Below are 17470 nucleotides of genomic sequence, written 5' to 3'. Positions count from 1 at the left end.
TTTTATTAAATTTATGCGATTATAATGTTTGTATGAATGCTGTAAGTAAGTTCCTTTCAAACTTATTGTATTTCCTTGAGTAGAGAAGATCAATGTTCATATAACTTAACAGATCGAACTAAGAAATTTGGAGGTAATTATGGAGAAAAAAATTTATAACATTGGTGTTGAGGCCACAATGGACGTCATTGGCGGCAAATGGAAACCTATCATTTTGTGCAATCTACGTTATTCTTCATTAAGACCAAGTGATCTACAAAGAAATATTCCAAGAATTAGCCAAAAGATGTTAATACAACAACTTAGGGAACTAGAGGCTGACAATATCATTACTCGTACTGTCTATAATCAAGTTCCGCCAAAGGTAGAATATTCATTGAGTGAATATGGAAAATCATTGGGTGATGTACTTGATGTGTTATGCAATTGGGGAGAATCACATGTAAATCACCTAATAACACAAGGAAAAGATGTCGCCTTACGCTGTAAAAAATAAATCTTAAACAACTAATGCCCATGAGCTTGATTTCCTTCTAAATGATTATACATTTTAAATTTCATTCTTATAAAAAAATGAGGATGTAGAAAGATTTGTGTAAAAGCAAATCTACTACATCCTTTTTTATATTTTAAGTGGTAGATGATGTTTATCCTATAGTATATATGGATGCTATTCATTTCAAGGTTAGAGATGCCATAGAATAGCAACTAAAGCAGCCTATATATGCTTATGAATTGATATGAATAGATATGAAGATATCCTTGGAATTTGGATTGATGAAGCAGAAGGTGCAAAATTTTGGCTAAGTGTATGCAATGGCTTAAATAATAGAAACGTTAAAAATATATGGAATGACAAGTACTCAAATGTAATTGATTCTTGTTATATAAATTGGGATAAATTATCAACATTCTTTGCTTTTAATGAACAAATAAGAAAAATGATATATACTACAAATATTTTAGAATGGATAAATAGACAGATAAGAAAATTCACAAAAACAAGAACCATCTTACCAACAGACGATCCTTTAAGAAAATCATTATATTTAGCTACCGAAGTTATTATGCAAAAATTGACGTCACCAATTTCTAATTTGGTGTTAATCATATCTCAATTTATGATAATATCTTGGGATAGATTAAATAAGAATGAAATAATTTAAAGCTTCTACTTTTTAAGTTCTAATGAATATTAAATCATTTTATCAGAAACTAAAGGTATAAAAAAACTCAGTATTATTATTTCAATAAAAGGATAAAAATATAACTGGAAATAAAATTTCCAGTTATATTAGTAAATTAAATTTATTATTTACACAAATTTTTAGATATTCTCTTAAAATATTAATAAAACCTATATCTCTTTTATTTTTTTCTATAAATATTCTATAAAATTATTTAATTACTTAATCTAATTATATTTAATTGTGCTCCGACTGCTGGTGATAATGCTAAAGTTAAAGACGTTGCAGAATTATTACGCAATGTCACTACAGCATTTGCTGCTAAAGTTAACATAGCTGTTCCACTTATTTCTCCTGTAGTTATTAATGCTGAAATATTAGTTGATGTTTGAACTGTTCCACCTACAGCAATTGCAAGTGCTGCACCTACTCCAGCTGTAATAAAGATATTATAGGTTATTTCATATACTCCACCAAGCGGAACTGTTATACTTGTTGCTCCTGCTGTATGAACTATTCCTGATAAAGGACCGTTATTACTAAAAGGAACATCAGCACCTCCTGCAACAACAGATGTTAACGCAGATGCTAAATGATATACATAACCATAAGTTGATATTCCTGAGCCTGTTGCTCCTGTTGTTCCAGTTGTTCCTGTTACTCCTGTTATTCCAGTTACTCCAGTTACCCCGGTTGCTCCTGTTGATCCAGTTACTCCTGTTATTCCTGTTACTCCAGTTACCCCAGTTACCCCGGTTACTCCTGTTACACCCGTTGCTCCAGTTATTCCGGTAACTCCAGTTGTTCCTGTTACTCCGGTCGCTCCTGTTATTCCTGTTGCTCCTGTCGTTCCTGTTATTCCAGTTACTCCAGTTATTCCTGTTATTCCTGTTACTCCTGTTGTTCCTGTTGCCCCGGTTTCTCCTGTCACACCTGTTGTCCCAGTAACTCCTGTTGTTCCTGTTATTCCAGTTACTCCAGTTATTCCTGTTATTCCTGTTACTCCTGTTTCTCCTGTTGTTCCTGTTGCCCCAGTTACTCCTGTTTCTCCTATTTCTCCTGTTATTCCTGTTGCTCCTGTTTCTCCTGTTACCCCGGTAACTCCTGTCACTCCAGTTATTCCTGTTGTTCCTGTTGATCCTGTTACCCCAGTTACTCCCGTTGCTCCGGTTATTCCTGTTGTTCCAGTTACTCCAGTTGCTCCTGTTACTCCCGTTGCTCCGGTTATTCCTGTTGTTCCAGTTACTCCAGTTGCTCCTGTTGTTCCCGTTGATCCAGTTGCTCCAGTTGTTCCTGTTAGCCCGGTTGCTCCTGTTTCTCCTGTTATTCCTGTTACTCCTGTTGTTCCTGTTGCCCCGGTTTCTCCTGTCACACCTGTTGTCCCAGTAACTCCAGTTGAGCCAGTTACTCCAGTTACTCCAGTTACCCCAGTTGCTCCTGTTTCTCCTGTTACCCCGGTAACTCCTGTTACTCCAGTTATTCCTGTTGCTCCTGTTGATCCTGTTACCCCAGTTACTCCCGTTGCTCCGGTTTCTCCGGTTGTTCCTGTTATTCCAGTTACTCCAGTCACTCCCGTTGATCCTGTTTCTCCAGTTATTCCTGTTGCTCCCGTTGTTCCTGTTTCTCCTGTTACTCCGGTCGCTCCTGTTATTCCTGTTGATCCTGTTACCCCAGTTACTCCAGTTGCTCCGGTTATTCCTGTTGTTCCAGTTACTCCAGTTGCTCCGGTTGCCCCAGTTACTCCAGTTGCTCCGGTTGCCCCAGTTACTCCTGTTGTTCCCGTTGATCCAGTTACTCCAGTTGTTCCAGTTACTCCAGTTACCCCAGTTACTCCCGTTGCTCCTGTTTCTCCTGTTGTTCCAGTTACTCCAGTTACCCCAGTTACCCCGGTTACTCCAGTTACTCCAGTTGTTCCTGTTATTCCTGTTACTCCAGTTGTTCCAGTTACTCCAGTTACCCCAGTTGCTCCAGTTGCTCCTGTTATTCCTGTTGCCCCGGTTACTCCTGTTACTCCCGTTGCTCCAGTTGTCCCTGTTACTCCAGTTGTTCCTGTTATTCCAGTTACTCCTGTTGCTCCGGTTTCTCCGGTTGTTCCTGTTATTCCAGTTACTCCAGTTATTCCAGTTACTCCTGTTGTTCCTGTTATTCCAGTCACTCCCGTTGATCCTGTTGCTCCCGTTGTTCCTGTTACTCCTGTTGTTCCCGTTATTCCTGTAGCTCCGGTTGATCCAGTTACCCCGGTTGCTCCAGTTGATCCAGTTGTTCCTGTGACTCCTATTGATAAATTATCATCTTCAATTACTACAATAGTTGCCTTTAAAGGTACTATTGTAGCATAATAAACTACACCATTACTTGCATTTACTAAAGATAATGTAACTGGTGCAGTTATAACTTCAATTATTCCTATTCCTACTACTTCTCCAGTTTTAATTGGTGAATTTCCTTCAAAAAAATCTCCTTGAGATGATGCTATAGCAAATACTGCACCATTTGTCGATGTGGTCGATTGTGTAGCTACCCACCAATCTATCACATATCTTCCTGGTTCATTAAACGTAATTACTCCAGTTAGGCCATTATAATTAACATTTCCTGAAGAATAAACTAATGTTTCAAATATTACATTTGCACCAGAAACTATACTTCCACCAGATGAACGTTCTATTTGTAAAGCTATATTACTCATACTTACCTCCTTCATCATGTTTGTTAATATAATTACACAGATATCTCTGAAATTATAATATTAGCCTGTCTAGGCGTATTTCCATATATAACGCTATTTCCAGTAGTGTTAACTAAACTTAATATAGCTGGCACTGACCCAATAGTGACAAGTGCACTTCCATTTAGTTGTCCAGTTACTATTGGCGAGGATCCACTAACTTCCATTCTACCATTTAATCTTATAGCAAAATTAGTAAATGTACTTTCTCCTGCACCATCTACTGATACCCACCAAGTAACATAATAATTACCAGTTTTCAAAATTGTAAACTCTCCTGTTAATGAATTATAAATAATATCTAAGCTTTGATTATTTAAAACCATATTAAATATTACATTACTATTATTGTTAACAAACCCCACAGGATCTCCTATTAATTGAGCTTGAATTCCCCTTAACTGACCAATTCCTCCTGTTGCACCCGTTGCTCCTGTTGCTCCCGTTGCTCCTATTGCTCCCGTTGCTCCGATCGGTATTGTATGGTTTTGACACAATTTTAAATAAGGACCATTTCCAGATCTGCTTGAAGCAAATTCGACATATTCTTTTGAATTTTCTATCCGTATAGTTATACCATAGTTAGGAAAAATATCATTAATCCAATCCCTTATCAATTCTTTAATGCTTATACTTATATACATATTAACATCTGCAGAAGATATTATCTTACTTATTCCTGTATATATAGCTCTAGGTGCAGTAGAATCAGTAACACTATTTACATTATAATCTTCTAAATTTCTATATATATCTATTTTTACTCTGTCACAATTTGTAAAGTTTGCTGATGTAACATATAGCATTAGATTACTTTCAGAAAAATACATAATTTGATTAAATTCATTAAGATTGAACTTCATCAATGTCATAAACTCTCCTATAAATCTTCTGTAACTACTACAGTTGTAGCCTACTGCTAAATATGGTAAATCAGAAAAATTTTTATTTACTAGTCTATTAAATACAAAAGTATCTTCGCAAGTATATATATTTCTATAAACCAATTGTAGCACCCCCTAATTAGCTTCTTATTACATAATATTCAAAAAAGTAAATTATGTTTATCTAAAATGCATTTTTATCATATAATTACTGAAGTTTCTATTTAATTCTTCTATTAATTATAAATTTATAATTTGATCTTACTTTCGAACAAAAAAATGTACAGAAGAACTACCCTCTGTACAAATTTTTTGATATATTTAATTAGAAATATAAATTAATCTATAGAAATACCTGCAATTGTAGTACCATTACCAGTGGTACCAGGAATTGTTGCTGCGAAAAATAATAGCAAACCTTCTCCTAATATTACTGGTACTGATAAATTTTGAGTTATTCCAGTAATTAGTTCATACATATATTCTCTTACATTAATACTATGCAGAAACTTAGACTGTTGCTTCTACAATTACTATATTAGCTTGTATTGATGTTCCTGCATAATTAACAGTTTGACCTGTTCTATTTACTAAAGTTAGTGTAGAAGGAGTATTCAAAACTGTTACAAACGCCATTCCATGAATTTGTCCTGTTGTATTAGGAGATGAACTAGAACCTACTACATCATTATTTAATTGTAAATCAAAATCTATAAAATTAGCTGATCCTGCACCATCAGTATTTATCCACCAAGTAACATAATAATTACCTGCGGCATTAATTGTAAATTCACCAGTTGACCTATTATAACTAATATTTTGACTTTGATTATTAATTATATTATCAAATGTTACATTGTTTTCATTTAAAATTGATCCAGACCTACTTCCTATCAAATCCGCATTTATGCCTCTTAATTGGACTGTTGCTCCTGTTGCTCCTGGTGCTCCTGCTGGTCCTACTGGTCCTTGTGGTCCCATTGCTCCGGTTGCTCCTTGTGCTCCTACTGGTCCCTGTGGTCCATATGGTCCTTGAATTCCTTGTGGTCCTCTTGGCCCTACTGGTCCCCTCGGACCTCTTTCACCATCTACGCCATTTATTCCTGGTAGCCCCATTGATCCTACTGGTCCCATTGCCCCTCTTGGTCCTGCTGGACCAATTGGTCCTCTTGGCCCCACTGGTCCCCTTGGTCCAACACAACAGCAATTATTACATCTACAATTCGGTTGACATTGATTATTATTAGAATATCTATATCTACGTTCAAGTTCTTCTAAATACTCATCCATATTCATATTCTATTTTTCCTCCTTAGTTTTATATAAATTTACTTCGTATAATACATAATATTCTAACAATTATAGTATGTTCTTCGTTTATAAATAAAACAAAAATTAATTTAAATATATATTTTTTTTAAACAAAATTAGCATTGCACAATCTTATTTTTTATAATTCATTTTTTAATATAAACTTAATAAAATATTATAAAAAAGTGGATTCTTAACGAATCCACTTTGTATATAAATTAAAAATAATTTTAATTTAAAAATATATTTTTTATAGCACCTGTTGGACATTTTTTAGTACATAATTGACAATTTACACACTTATCATAATCAACCTTAGCTAAATTATTAGTTACATGAACAGCATCCTTAGGACAATTTCTTTCACATAACCTACAGCCTATACATGCAGCCGAACAATTTTCTTTAACATGTCTTCCTATTTCTATATTGTTACATTCAACTCTTACTTTACTTGAAACAGGGACTGATTCAATAAGTCCTTTAGGACATATATTTATACACGCTCCACAGTTTGTACATTTGTCCATGTTGACTTTAGCAATTCCATTTACGATTTCTAATGCTCCAAACTCACAAACGCTAACACAACTTCCAAGACCTAAACATCCATATGAACATGATTTAGCACCACCATCAATCATTAATGATGCTGTAAGACAATCATTTACACCTTCTAAGTCATATTTTGACTTAGCTGAATCACAATTTCCATTACACTTTACAAATGCAGTCATCTTTTCTGTTGCATCTACTGCTATACCTAATATTCCACCTATATCTCCTGCAGTTTTTACTCCGCCTACAGAACATAAATTTGGTTTTGCACCAGCTGTTACAACAGCTTCTGCATAAGCATCACATCCAGCAAAACCACATCCCCCACAGTTTGCTCCTGGTAAACATTCTCTTAACATAGGTATCTTAGGATCAACTTTAACTTCAAAAGCCTTTGAAGCAAAGCCTAAAAGCACTCCAAAAATTAATCCTAGAATTCCTAAGCTTAACGCTGCAAATAAAATATTCATTTTAAATCTCCTCCTAGTGAATTAATCCTTGGAATCCTAAAAAGGCAATTGACATTAATGCCGCTGTAAATAATGTTATTGGCAACCCTCTTAGAACAACTGGTATATTTTCATTATTATCTATTTTCTCTCTTATGAAAGCTAATAGTACTATTGATAGCATATATCCTGATGCAGCGCCTAATCCATTTACTATAGCTTCTATAAAGTTGTATCCTTCTTGTATATTTAATGTAGCCATCCCTAAAACTGCGCAGTTTGTTGTTATAAGTGGTAAATATATCCCTAATGCCTTATGAAGAGCTGGAGATAATTTTTTCATTGCCATTTCAACAAATTGAACTAATGCCGCAATTACTAGTACATTAGCTATTGTTTTTAAATATTCTAATTCTAATGGAACTAATATTCCATTATATACTAGCCATGACATTATTGAAGCCAATGTCATAACAAATGTTACTGCAAGTCCCATTCCTACTGCAGCATCTTTTTTCTTTGAAACTCCAAGGAATGAACATATCCCTAGGAATTTTGAAAGTACAAAGTTATTTACAAGCATTGCTGCTATGAAAATCATAAATAATTCCATTTGTTACACCCCTCTTAGTTTTTCTTATTTTCTTTTATTTCTATTCCACTATTACTGCTACCACAGCTTCCTGTTCCACATCCTGAACAACTTCCACAACTATGTTCTAGCGTTTTAACTGCTTCACCAGTTTTTGCTGCTTTTCTTATATTATAAGCATTTAAGACTACCATAAGCCCACCTAAAGTAAAGAAGGCACCTGGCGCTAATATCATTATGGACGCAGGTTTAATACTTTCAGGTATTATTTGAATACCTAAAATTTGTCCTGCTCCTAAGATTTCTCTAAATGTTCCTATTAAGAATAATGCAATAGTAAATCCAAGTCCCATTCCAATAGCATCAAATATAGATGGTAAAATTGGATTTTTTGAAGCATAAGCTTCTGCTCTACCTAATATTATACAGTTAACAACTATTAACGGTATGAAGATTCCTAAAGATGAATATAAGCTAGGAATATACCCTTGCATTAACATATCTACTACTGTAACAAATGATGCTATAACTACTATATACGCTGGTATTCTAATCTTATCTGGAACTAATTTTCTTATTGCTGAAATCATCATATTAGAAAATATTAAAACTACAGTTGAAGCTAGTCCCATACCTAATGCATTTTTAGCACTTGTTGTAACTGCTAAAGTAGGACACATAGCTAAAACTTGAACAAAAATCGGGTTTTCAGTAATTATCCCATTTTTTAATCTTTCAATTAACTTATTCATTATTTTCCTCCTAATTTATTATTAATTTGCACTAGCCCCTGTATCTGCATCAGTATCTTCTTGTGGTGCTACTTCTTCTCCCTTTATGTTTTCTAAATAGAAAGTTATAGCTTCATTTACTGCACTAACAGATGCTTTACTTGAAGTTGTAGCTCCTGATATAGCCTCTACTTCATTATCCTTATTAGGAGTTACTTTAACTACTTCTAAATATCCTACTGCAGGCTTATCCTTAAATCTAGAAGTAAATTTATCTTCTGCAATTTTAGCTCCAAGACCTGGTGTTTCACTATGCGCTAATACCTTTATTCCTGAAACCTTATCTTCTTTTGATATTCCTACTACAAAATCGACTGCCCCATGGAATCCTTTGCTAGTAACTTTTAATACATATCCTACTACATCATTTCCATTAACAGCTTCATATATTTCCTTTACATTACCTTCAGAATCAAGTGCAATATCCATATCTTGAATACCTTCTGCCTCAGGCATTATATAACTTAAATCCTCTTTACTTACTTTTGAATTTTCTATAATTGCTTCTTTAGTTAAATCATTTGCAAATCCAAGTACAAGACCTGCAATCATAGTTATAATTAGAAGGATTCCTCCTAGCTTAAAATTCTCTTTCATAATTCTATTAAGCCTCCTTCTTAACTTTTATTTTTTTAGTTGTAAAATACTCTATAAGAGGAGTAAATAAATTAGTAATTATAATTGCATAATAAGGTCCTTCTGGATTAAATCCCTTAACAGCTATAATTGCTGCACAAACCCCTGCTATTATTCCGAATATGTATTGTCCTATCTTTGTCATTGGTGTTGTTCCATAATCTGTAGTCATAAATATAGCTGCTACAAAAAATGCTCCAGGAAGTAATAAGTCTTTTCCAAAAATATTATACATAATCATTGATGAAGCTATAAATGCGATTGGTCCTCTTAAGCTTATTCTTCCTCTTAATACTAAGTATAGTCCCCCTATACATAATGCTAAGATAGAAACCTCTCCTATACTTCCATTTGCTTGTCCTATAATTTTATCAATTAATGGAACTACTACTTCTGCTGAACTAGATGCTGCTGATGTTGCATCTGTAGCTGGCTTTGCCATAACTCCAGCCCATGAAGCAATTAAGAATGCCTTTGTAGCGGATGCTGGATTCATAAAGTTTTGGCCAAGTCCACCAAAAAACTGTTTAACAACAATTGTTGCAAATATTGATCCTATGATAGGGATCCATAACGGAACATAAGTCGGCATAATAAGTGCTAGAATAATACCTAAAACTATTGGGCTTAAATCAGTAAAAAAAGATTTTTTCTTTACAAACTTATTCCAAAGCCCTTCTGCTATAATACTAGTTACAACAGTTGCAACTATTACTTTAACAGCATCGATCTTATAAAAATATACTCCTGCAAATATTGCTGGAATTAATGCTATAATAAAATCAAGCATTATCTTATTAATCCCAAGACCTTTTTTCACATGAGGTGCTGGTGATATTTTAAGATTTTTAATTTCCACTCTCTTCACTCCTATTCAGATTTATTACTATTTAAATGTTTTTGAAGTTTTAATTGTTTGTGCTATTTCTATATTAGAAGGACAAACAAAACTACATAAACCACAATCAATGCATTTTTCTCCGCCAAACTTTACAAATTCTTCTTTTGCACCCATTTTATAAAGTTCAACTAATTTTATTGGGTTTAATCCTTCTGGACAGACTCTTAAGCATTTTCCACATCTTATACAACTGTAACTTGCTTCAGATGGTGAATCTTTTTCTGTTAAGAATAAAATCCCTGTAGTTGTATCACCTATTACTGAATCTAAATTATATATAGGTGTTCCATTTATACTACCACCATTAATAACTTTCTTAAGTTCATTTGCATTACCATTTAATGCATCAAACACTTCTTTATATGTTGTTCCTTTTTTTAGCGCAACAACTTTTCTACCATTTATAGCGCTTCCATAAACAGTAGTTAGTATTTCTGTGCTTTTTCCATTTAAAGCTTGTCCTAATTGTATAATTTCAATAATATCATATATAGCTATATCTTTTTCTTCGCTATATACTTTAGAAATTAATTTACTTTCATATAGATCTGTTGTAGATGATACTTTTATAATCTCTCCATATTCTTTTAGAGATTCTTGTAGACTTTTATCCCTTCCATCTACTACAAATTTGAACTTTGAAACTGATTTAATTTTTTCTAATCCTTTTTTTAAATCTTCTTTTCTCTCTTTTACTATTGTTCCATACCCATTTAAATTAGGTTGTAAACTAAAAGCTTTTATTATTACTTTTTTACCTTTATTATTTTCATAAGGTAACACTAAGCTTTCTTCGATTTCTTTAGCATCTAACTCTTTAGAATTATCAATTGATAATTCTAGTATGCTAGAATCATTTAATGTAAATAATTTATTAGAAACATTTACATTACTAAAAAGATTACTTAACACTATAAAAAACCTCCTACTTTTATTTAAAGTATTTAACGTTAAAATATACTATATAATCCGTATATTTTAACGGTTATATTCTCATCTTACCATAAATACTATCTTCCCACAACTTTTGTAATTTATTTAACAAAGTTTTTAATATAAACTTTAAAATTTTTATATTAAATATCATAAATACCTTAACTTTGCCTAAAATTACTAAGATTTTTTTTATTTATCTACATTTTAGTTATTTTTTTAACAATCACTTTCAAATGAAAAAGTAAGCTACTATAGCTTACTTTTTAAATAGTCATTATATTCATGTAAATTTCTTAATTTATCTAATTCTTTATCTTTCATCATATACTCAAAAAATAGATCATTAAGCTCTATACTTTTAGTTAAATCATTAAAAGCTTTATGTAACTCTCCTATATTGACATAAAAACAGCTTCTATTATAATACAAGAAACCTGAATCGGAATTATTTTTTATTCCATCAGTTATAATTTCTATTGCTTTATTAAAATCATTTTTCTCTCTATATAAGACCGCTAAATTTAAATAACTATATGGATAATATGAATTTTTCTCTATAGATTTTTTGTAATATTTTTTTGCTTCTTCTTCTCTTCCTAAATTTTTAAGTAATACTCCCATATTAAATAAGACTCTAAAATTATTTGGATCAATTTCTAAGGATTTATTCATGTATTTTGAAGCTTTAGAATATTCTCCTAGTTCTTCATAAATACATCCTAAATTTGCATTTGCCCATAAATCATCGGGTACTAATTCTAAGGTTTTATTATAATATTTTATAGCACTTTTTTTATCACTTAATTCGTCGTATGCATTAGCTAAATAAAAATATGCTCTATCGTAATTATTATCTAAATTAATAGCAATTTTATAATATTCTATAGCATCTTCTAAAAATCCATCTTCATCATAAAGAACCCCTAGTCCATAATATGCTCTTGCATCTTTTTCTTCTATTAAAATAGCTTCTCTATATTTTTCCTCTGATAAATCTTTATAACCTAATTTATCATATAAAAGTGCTATATCCAATATAAGTTCTATATCTTTTCTTCCCTGTTCGAATTTATATGCTTTTTTATAAAACTTTAATGCTTTTACATATTCTTTTTCTGTTATAAAATTTCTAGCTATATTAATATAATTGTCAAAAAGATATCTATTATCTTTCATCTTTTACCTCATTTATATTTATTTAATAAAGTTTTTTATTCCTTTATTTATTACATTAAAGAAAAATATCTCAATAAGGATTATAAATACTATAATGATTACTATACTCATTTCAAAAAATATTGATGCAGATGCTAAAAATATATATAATGAACCTTCTAACACTACAACTTCTCCAATCCACCTTGAAAAAGTTTTTATGTCTTTTATATTTGAAACATTAAACTCATTATTTAGAATTGAAAAACTTTCAACTATAAATCCTAATATTAAATATTTAAAGATCATATTTAAACTCCCCTTTTATTTACCACAGCACTTTTTATATTTTTTATTGCTTCCACATGGGCATGGATCATTTCTTCCTATCTTCTCTTCGTTTACAATAGTTTTTTTCTTATTATCTATTTCCCTTTGAGTAAGCCCTTTTAATGTCCATCTTTTAACACCTAATGATAATTTCTTTAACTCTTCCTTAAGAATTTCATTTTCTTCTTCACTTTCTATTTCATAAGCCTCTAAGAATGTATCTATTGCTTCATCTAATGGTGCTTCATTTTTTATAGCTATTGAAAAACTATCTATTTCTTCTCTTAATATATTTTTATCTATAACAAATAACTCATTCAATACTTTCTCAAGTTTATCTGCTTGTTTATTTTCTTCTATATAATCAGGCTTTGCAGCTTTTAATAAAGTTTTCCTATCAAACTTTGCAAAATTTATATCTATATTTTTATTTCTTTCTTCCATTATAAAAAGAGGATCCTCAACATCTATGTGATAAACAAAATCTTCCTCTATTTGATAATCAAATCCTACTTCTTCTCCAATTAAAAGCAACTTTTTGAACTTCTCATATTCTAAATCAAAACTATATTCTTCATTTAAAATTCTGCTTAACTCTTCAATTGTTAGAACTCCATAAAAATATATTAGGCCAGCAGAAAGTTTTATAATATCAGAATTATTATTTGCAATAGATTTTAAATTATCATTTAACTTATCTTTTATTATATCACATAATACTTTAGGTGTTATAACATATAGCTTACCATGATCTATTCCAGTAAACATTATTCCTCTATTTCTAAAATAATTTGCGTTAATAAGTTCTGATCCAAAGTATTCCTTTTTACCATCTAATTTTATTATTTCATCTAAATATAAAAATGCATCTAAATCTAAAAGTTCTAATACATAATCAATATTATTTATTATTCCATCTTTTACTTTATTTACTGCATCTGCTTTTTTTAATGATGTAATCCCTCTTACAGAATAATTACTAGCAACTTTAACTAGCTCATCTTTGGTCATCCTATCTAAATGATACTCTAAAGTATCATTTTCTTCTACATCCTTCCATAACTTTTCAACTTTCCTTATATCCTTTTTTATTATATCTTCTTGTATTTTACTTATATCCTTATCCATCTGTGTCACCTCTTATATTCAATTAAAAACAAATACCATTATATATGTTTTTCGTATTTGTGTACATAATAAGATTTTAATATAATAAAACAGATGGCACCATCTCAGAAATCTATTTAATATAAAATTTATTCCATTTCAAGTAAGTTTTACTGCTAAAGAAGTTGATCTATTATATTTATAAAGGGGCTCGCTAAACGCGAGCTCCTTTTAAGCCATTGATTTTACTTACTTAAAGACGTTTTTAAACTTAAATTAAAATTTTTGTCTATTATTTATATATGAGCAACAAGGGAATCTCGAATTAGAACTTCCCCTGTTATCGGCTAATATCAAAATTTATTTTGATACAACCATGTCTTTTCTTACTAATATATTAATTTATTTTTCTATCTTAAATTTGCTATTACTTATGACTATCTTACAGCTTCCACCATTCGATAATTCTCCAAATAATAACTCATCTACTAACAGTGGTTTTATCTCTGAATTTATAACTCTTAGAATTTCTCTTGCGCCAAATTCTTTAGATAATCCCTTTTCACTTACAAAATCTATACATTCTTCACTAAATTCTAAGTTTACACTTTTATTTGTAAGTTTATACTTAAATTTACTTAATTCTTTTTGTGCTATATCCTTAGCCATTTCTTTATTTATTTGATTAAATACTACAACCTTATCTAATCTATTTCTAAACTCAGGAGTAAATGCTCTTTTAACTTCATCACTTATAGCCTCCATTTTTATTGTGTCCCTAGCAAATCCAACAAGATTTTTACCAATATCTCTAGCACCAGCATTAGATGTCATTATTATTATTACATTTCTAAAATCTGCTTTTCGTCCCTTATTATCTGTAAGTGTGGCATAATCCATAACTTGAAGCAATACACTTAATATGTCTGAATGTGCCTTTTCTATTTCATCTAAAAGTAAAACACAATTAGGTTTCTTCCTTATAGTATCTGTTAAGAGTCCTCCTTCTTCATATCCTACATATCCAGGAGGAGACCCTATAAGTTTTGATGCAGCATGTTTTTCTCCATACTCACTCATATCAAACCTTACTAAATCAACACCCAATGTTTTAGCTAAAACTCTTGCAATTTCAGTCTTACCTACTCCTGTTGGCCCAACGAACAACATAGATGCAACTGGTTTATTATCATCATTTAATCCTGCTCTAGACATTTTTATGCATCTAGTAACTTCTTCTATTGCCTGATCTTGACCAAAAATATTTTTCTTAAGTTCACTTTCTAGAATTTTAAGTGATTCTATTTCGGTATTTTCAATTGTTTGCTTAGGAATATGACAAATTTTAGATATTATTTCTTCAATTACTCTTTCATCTACTATTCCATCTTTATAAGTTTCTCTATTAATGTCTACATATGCTCCAGCCTCGTCTATTATATCAATTGCCTTATCTGGTAAAAATCTATCGTTAATATACTTAGCACTTAAATCAACCGCTGCCTTTAGAGATTCATTTGTAAACTTTACTTTATGGTATTCTTCAAAATTTTCTCTAATACCTTCTAATATTTTAACAGTTTCTTTTATACTAGTTTCTTTCACTTCAATTACTTGAAATCTTCTTATAAGTGCTTTATCTTTTTCAAAGTATTTCTTGTAATCATCAAATGTAGTTGCTCCAATAAATCTTATTTTACCTTCTAATAAATAACCTTTAATTAAGCTTCCACCATCTAATGAACTTCCATTTAGTGCTCCTGCTCCAACTATATTATGAATTTCATCAATATAAACTATAGGATTTTCATAAGTTTTTATTTCATCTAATATTTGTTTTATTCTTTCTTCAAAATCTCCCCTATACTTTGTTCCTGCAAGTATAGTTCCTATATCTAAGGAAAATATTTGTGCATTCTTAAGTTTATCTGGAACATTTCCTTCCTTTATTAATTTTGCAAGTCCTAATGTTATAGCAGTTTTCCCAACTCCAGGCTCTCCTATATGAACAGGGTTATTCTTAGTTCTTCTACAAAGTATTTGTATTGTCCTATCTATTATATCTTTTCTACCTATTAGAGGATCGCCTTCTTCTTGTGAAACAGCATCTATTAAATTTGTACAATAACTGTTTATTATACTTTTATTTTGCTTTTCATGAGCTTTATCTGCTCTTATTATTCTTATTGCATCTTTAGATACATTTTCTTCTTCTGATTTATTATGTGAAAGTTCAAATAATAATTCTTGCTTATTTATCCCCTGCTTTTCTAGAAAGAATACTGCATAACTATCTTTGAGTGCATAAATTGCTGCAATTATATGCTCTAGTGCAACAACATTTTTCTCACTAAAAGCAGCCTGCTGAGTAGCAACAATTAATATATTTCTAATACCAAAGCTTTCTTCTGGCTCTCCATCTTCTATCTTGTCAACATACTCATCTATATAGCTTATTAAATCACTTTTTAGTTCTTCTACATCTCCATTTAACTTTTTTATTATCTCAACAAAATAATCTTCTTCTAGTGCACTTAATAATAGATGCTCTGGTGTTACATATTCATTTTTATTTTCTTTTGCATTACTATATGATCTAAGCAAAATATCTCTAACTACTTTACTAATATCCATTTTACTCCTCCTCTACTGTAAGCTTAAATGGAAATCCCTCTTCCTTAGCAATGGTCATTGCCTTAGTTGCTTTTGATATAGCTATATCATATGGATATATTCCTGCTACCCCCTTACCATTTTTATGGACTTCCATCATTATTTTGTTAGCTTCTTCCATATTCTTATTAAAAATATCATTTAAAATTGCAACTACAAATTCCATAGTTGTAAAATCATCATTATGCATAATAACTATAAATTTTTTAGGCTTTTTTATCTTTAAATCTACCTTTTCTACTATATTAGCATTAGTTTCCAAATTGATTCCTCCATAAATATAGTTGTATAAAAATTAATACACTTTTTTCTTAAGATATCATATTTCAGACTATATACTATTATACAATAAATTAAGTTCTATTTTAATAGCAGTGATTATTTAAGCACTCAAACTTATTTATCATATATATTATTTATATTATTAAAGATTGAAAAATATAAATAATTATAAACTAGTAATTAATACATATTTAAACCATCATTTTGACTTTTTTTATTTTGTATGTACCTAATATATTTAAAAGCATATATTATAAAGAGGTGATAAATGTTGGAAGATCAAATTTTAAATTTAGGAAGTATAACATCTCACATAAAAGATAATACTGATTTTACATTACAAGAGACAAATGAAATGCTTAAGCAATTACCTAAAATATTAAACCAAATGAAAAATATTATCTTAAACACTAGTCACAACTTAGCCTTACTTCAAACTGAAGTTCAAGTTATGAAATCTGAGCAAGATAAATTTAAAAATGATATTACTCATGTATTAAATATAATATCTGAGAAATTTAATGTAATTGATAAACTTCAAGACGATTTATCTGTATTAGATCAAGTCCTAGGAAAGAGGATGACTGAACTTGAAGATGAACTAGTGTTAACTCAACAAATGTCTACTAAAAGTTTAAATGAAGTTCTAAAATTTAAAGAGCACTGGAAAATCTAGTAGGACTGTAACTTCATATACAGTCCTACTAGATTTTTTATAAAAAAAGCGCAATCTCAAAAATCTATTTAATATAAAATTTATCCAATTTGGAGCAAGCTTTATTGCCTTAAAAAAATTAATCTCTTGTTTTTATAAAGGGGCTAACGAAATAAACTGATACCTATGTCAAGGACATTATAAAAAAAGGGTTATGCACAAAGAAGATGATTTCTGTATTGAACAGGGGTCATCTTTTTTTGATCCCATTTATATCTGTAGTTATTATAATAAA

General features: G+C 30.6%; 18 protein-coding genes and 1 pseudogene. 3 read left to right on the top strand and 16 right to left on the bottom strand.

The annotated features are described in order from the left end of the window. The first annotated feature begins 139 nt into the window (after nucleotides 1-139). A complete protein-coding gene (locus NSA50_RS10250; protein WP_195266887.1) occupies nucleotides 140-496 on the top strand; it encodes a winged helix-turn-helix transcriptional regulator in 357 nt (118 codons plus the stop codon). 137 nt (nucleotides 497-633) lie between these two features. Next, nucleotides 634-1166 (top strand): annotated as a pseudogene (locus NSA50_RS10245) (transposase); the annotation flags it as partial. A 235-nt stretch (nucleotides 1167-1401) separates the two neighbouring features. Here the strand turns inward: NSA50_RS10245 and NSA50_RS10240 are convergent. The 15 genes from NSA50_RS10240 to NSA50_RS10170 all read right to left on the bottom strand — a co-directional run bounded on the left by NSA50_RS10240 (nucleotide 1402) and on the right by NSA50_RS10170 (nucleotide 16500). Beyond that, a complete protein-coding gene (locus NSA50_RS10240; RefSeq protein WP_257444916.1) occupies nucleotides 1402-3876 on the bottom strand; it encodes a collagen-like protein in 2475 nt (824 codons plus the stop codon). Nucleotides 3877-3908: 32 nt separating this feature from the next. Further along, a complete protein-coding gene (locus NSA50_RS10235) occupies nucleotides 3909-4922 on the bottom strand; it encodes a DNRLRE domain-containing protein (protein ID WP_257444914.1) in 1014 nt (337 codons plus the stop codon). 215 nt (nucleotides 4923-5137) lie between these two features. Then, the gene (locus tag NSA50_RS10230) at nucleotides 5138-5278 is read right to left on the bottom strand and encodes a hypothetical protein (RefSeq protein ID WP_195264358.1); all 141 of its coding nucleotides are present in this window, start codon (nucleotides 5276-5278) and stop codon (nucleotides 5138-5140) included. Between the two features lie 31 nt (nucleotides 5279-5309). Further along, the gene (locus NSA50_RS10225; protein ID WP_257444911.1) at nucleotides 5310-6095 is read right to left on the bottom strand and encodes a C1q-like domain-containing protein; all 786 of its coding nucleotides are present in this window, start codon (nucleotides 6093-6095) and stop codon (nucleotides 5310-5312) included. Between the two features lie 245 nt (nucleotides 6096-6340). Further along, entirely contained in the window at nucleotides 6341-7138 is a 798-nt protein-coding gene (locus NSA50_RS10220) for an RnfABCDGE type electron transport complex subunit B (RefSeq protein WP_195264356.1), read from the bottom strand. 13 nt (nucleotides 7139-7151) lie between these two features. After that, nucleotides 7152-7730, bottom strand: coding sequence for an electron transport complex subunit RsxA (gene rsxA, locus NSA50_RS10215; protein WP_195264355.1), 579 nt, complete (start codon nucleotides 7728-7730; stop codon nucleotides 7152-7154). Nucleotides 7731-7744: 14 nt separating this feature from the next. Beyond that, complete coding sequence (gene rsxE / locus NSA50_RS10210; protein WP_195264354.1) at nucleotides 7745-8461, bottom strand: RnfABCDGE type electron transport complex subunit E; 717 nt, start codon at nucleotides 8459-8461, stop codon at nucleotides 7745-7747. A gap of 21 nt (nucleotides 8462-8482) precedes the next feature. Continuing rightward, nucleotides 8483-9097 carry an RnfABCDGE type electron transport complex subunit G gene (locus NSA50_RS10205; protein WP_195264353.1) on the bottom strand — a complete coding sequence of 205 codons (615 nt, stop codon included), beginning with the start codon at nucleotides 9095-9097 and terminating at the stop codon, nucleotides 8483-8485. Between the two features lie 7 nt (nucleotides 9098-9104). Next, nucleotides 9105-9995 (bottom strand): RnfABCDGE type electron transport complex subunit D, encoded by an 891-nt coding sequence (locus NSA50_RS10200; RefSeq protein ID WP_257444907.1) that lies wholly within the window; start codon nucleotides 9993-9995, stop codon nucleotides 9105-9107. A 27-nt stretch (nucleotides 9996-10022) separates the two neighbouring features. Continuing rightward, entirely contained in the window at nucleotides 10023-10949 is a 927-nt protein-coding gene (locus NSA50_RS19890) for a 4Fe-4S dicluster domain-containing protein (protein WP_257444905.1), read from the bottom strand. Nucleotides 10950-11222: 273 nt separating this feature from the next. Then, entirely contained in the window at nucleotides 11223-12149 is a 927-nt protein-coding gene (locus NSA50_RS10190) for a tetratricopeptide repeat protein (protein ID WP_195428327.1), read from the bottom strand. 18 nt (nucleotides 12150-12167) lie between these two features. Further along, nucleotides 12168-12437 (bottom strand): hypothetical protein, encoded by a 270-nt coding sequence (locus NSA50_RS10185; RefSeq protein WP_257444902.1) that lies wholly within the window; start codon nucleotides 12435-12437, stop codon nucleotides 12168-12170. A 15-nt stretch (nucleotides 12438-12452) separates the two neighbouring features. Next, on the bottom strand, nucleotides 12453-13586 hold the full coding sequence (locus NSA50_RS10180; RefSeq protein WP_195264348.1) for an SEC-C metal-binding domain-containing protein: 1134 nt from the start codon (nucleotides 13584-13586) through the stop codon (nucleotides 12453-12455). A gap of 381 nt (nucleotides 13587-13967) precedes the next feature. Then, entirely contained in the window at nucleotides 13968-16199 is a 2232-nt protein-coding gene (gene clpA, locus NSA50_RS10175) for an ATP-dependent Clp protease ATP-binding subunit ClpA (RefSeq protein WP_257444899.1), read from the bottom strand. Nucleotide 16200: 1 nt separating this feature from the next. Beyond that, nucleotides 16201-16500 carry an ATP-dependent Clp protease adaptor ClpS gene (locus NSA50_RS10170; protein ID WP_257444897.1) on the bottom strand — a complete coding sequence of 100 codons (300 nt, stop codon included), beginning with the start codon at nucleotides 16498-16500 and terminating at the stop codon, nucleotides 16201-16203. Nucleotides 16501-16788: 288 nt separating this feature from the next. Here NSA50_RS10170 and NSA50_RS10165 point away from each other — a divergent pair, with 288 nt between their 5' ends. Beyond that, nucleotides 16789-17196, top strand: a complete 408-nt coding sequence (locus tag NSA50_RS10165; protein ID WP_195264345.1) for a hypothetical protein — start codon at nucleotides 16789-16791, stop codon at nucleotides 17194-17196. A gap of 191 nt (nucleotides 17197-17387) precedes the next feature. Here the strand turns inward: NSA50_RS10165 and NSA50_RS10160 are convergent. Next, a partial coding sequence (locus NSA50_RS10160) for an IS3 family transposase (protein WP_257443380.1) occupies nucleotides 17388-17470 on the bottom strand: 83 nt, incomplete at its 5' end.

It is taken from the genome of Clostridium mucosae (genome assembly GCF_024622765.1).
In the GTDB taxonomy this organism is placed as follows: domain Bacteria; phylum Bacillota; class Clostridia; order Clostridiales; family Clostridiaceae; genus Clostridium.
The sequence above is the reverse complement of the archived record's forward strand: the minus strand, read 5'-3'. Positions and strand labels throughout refer to the sequence as shown.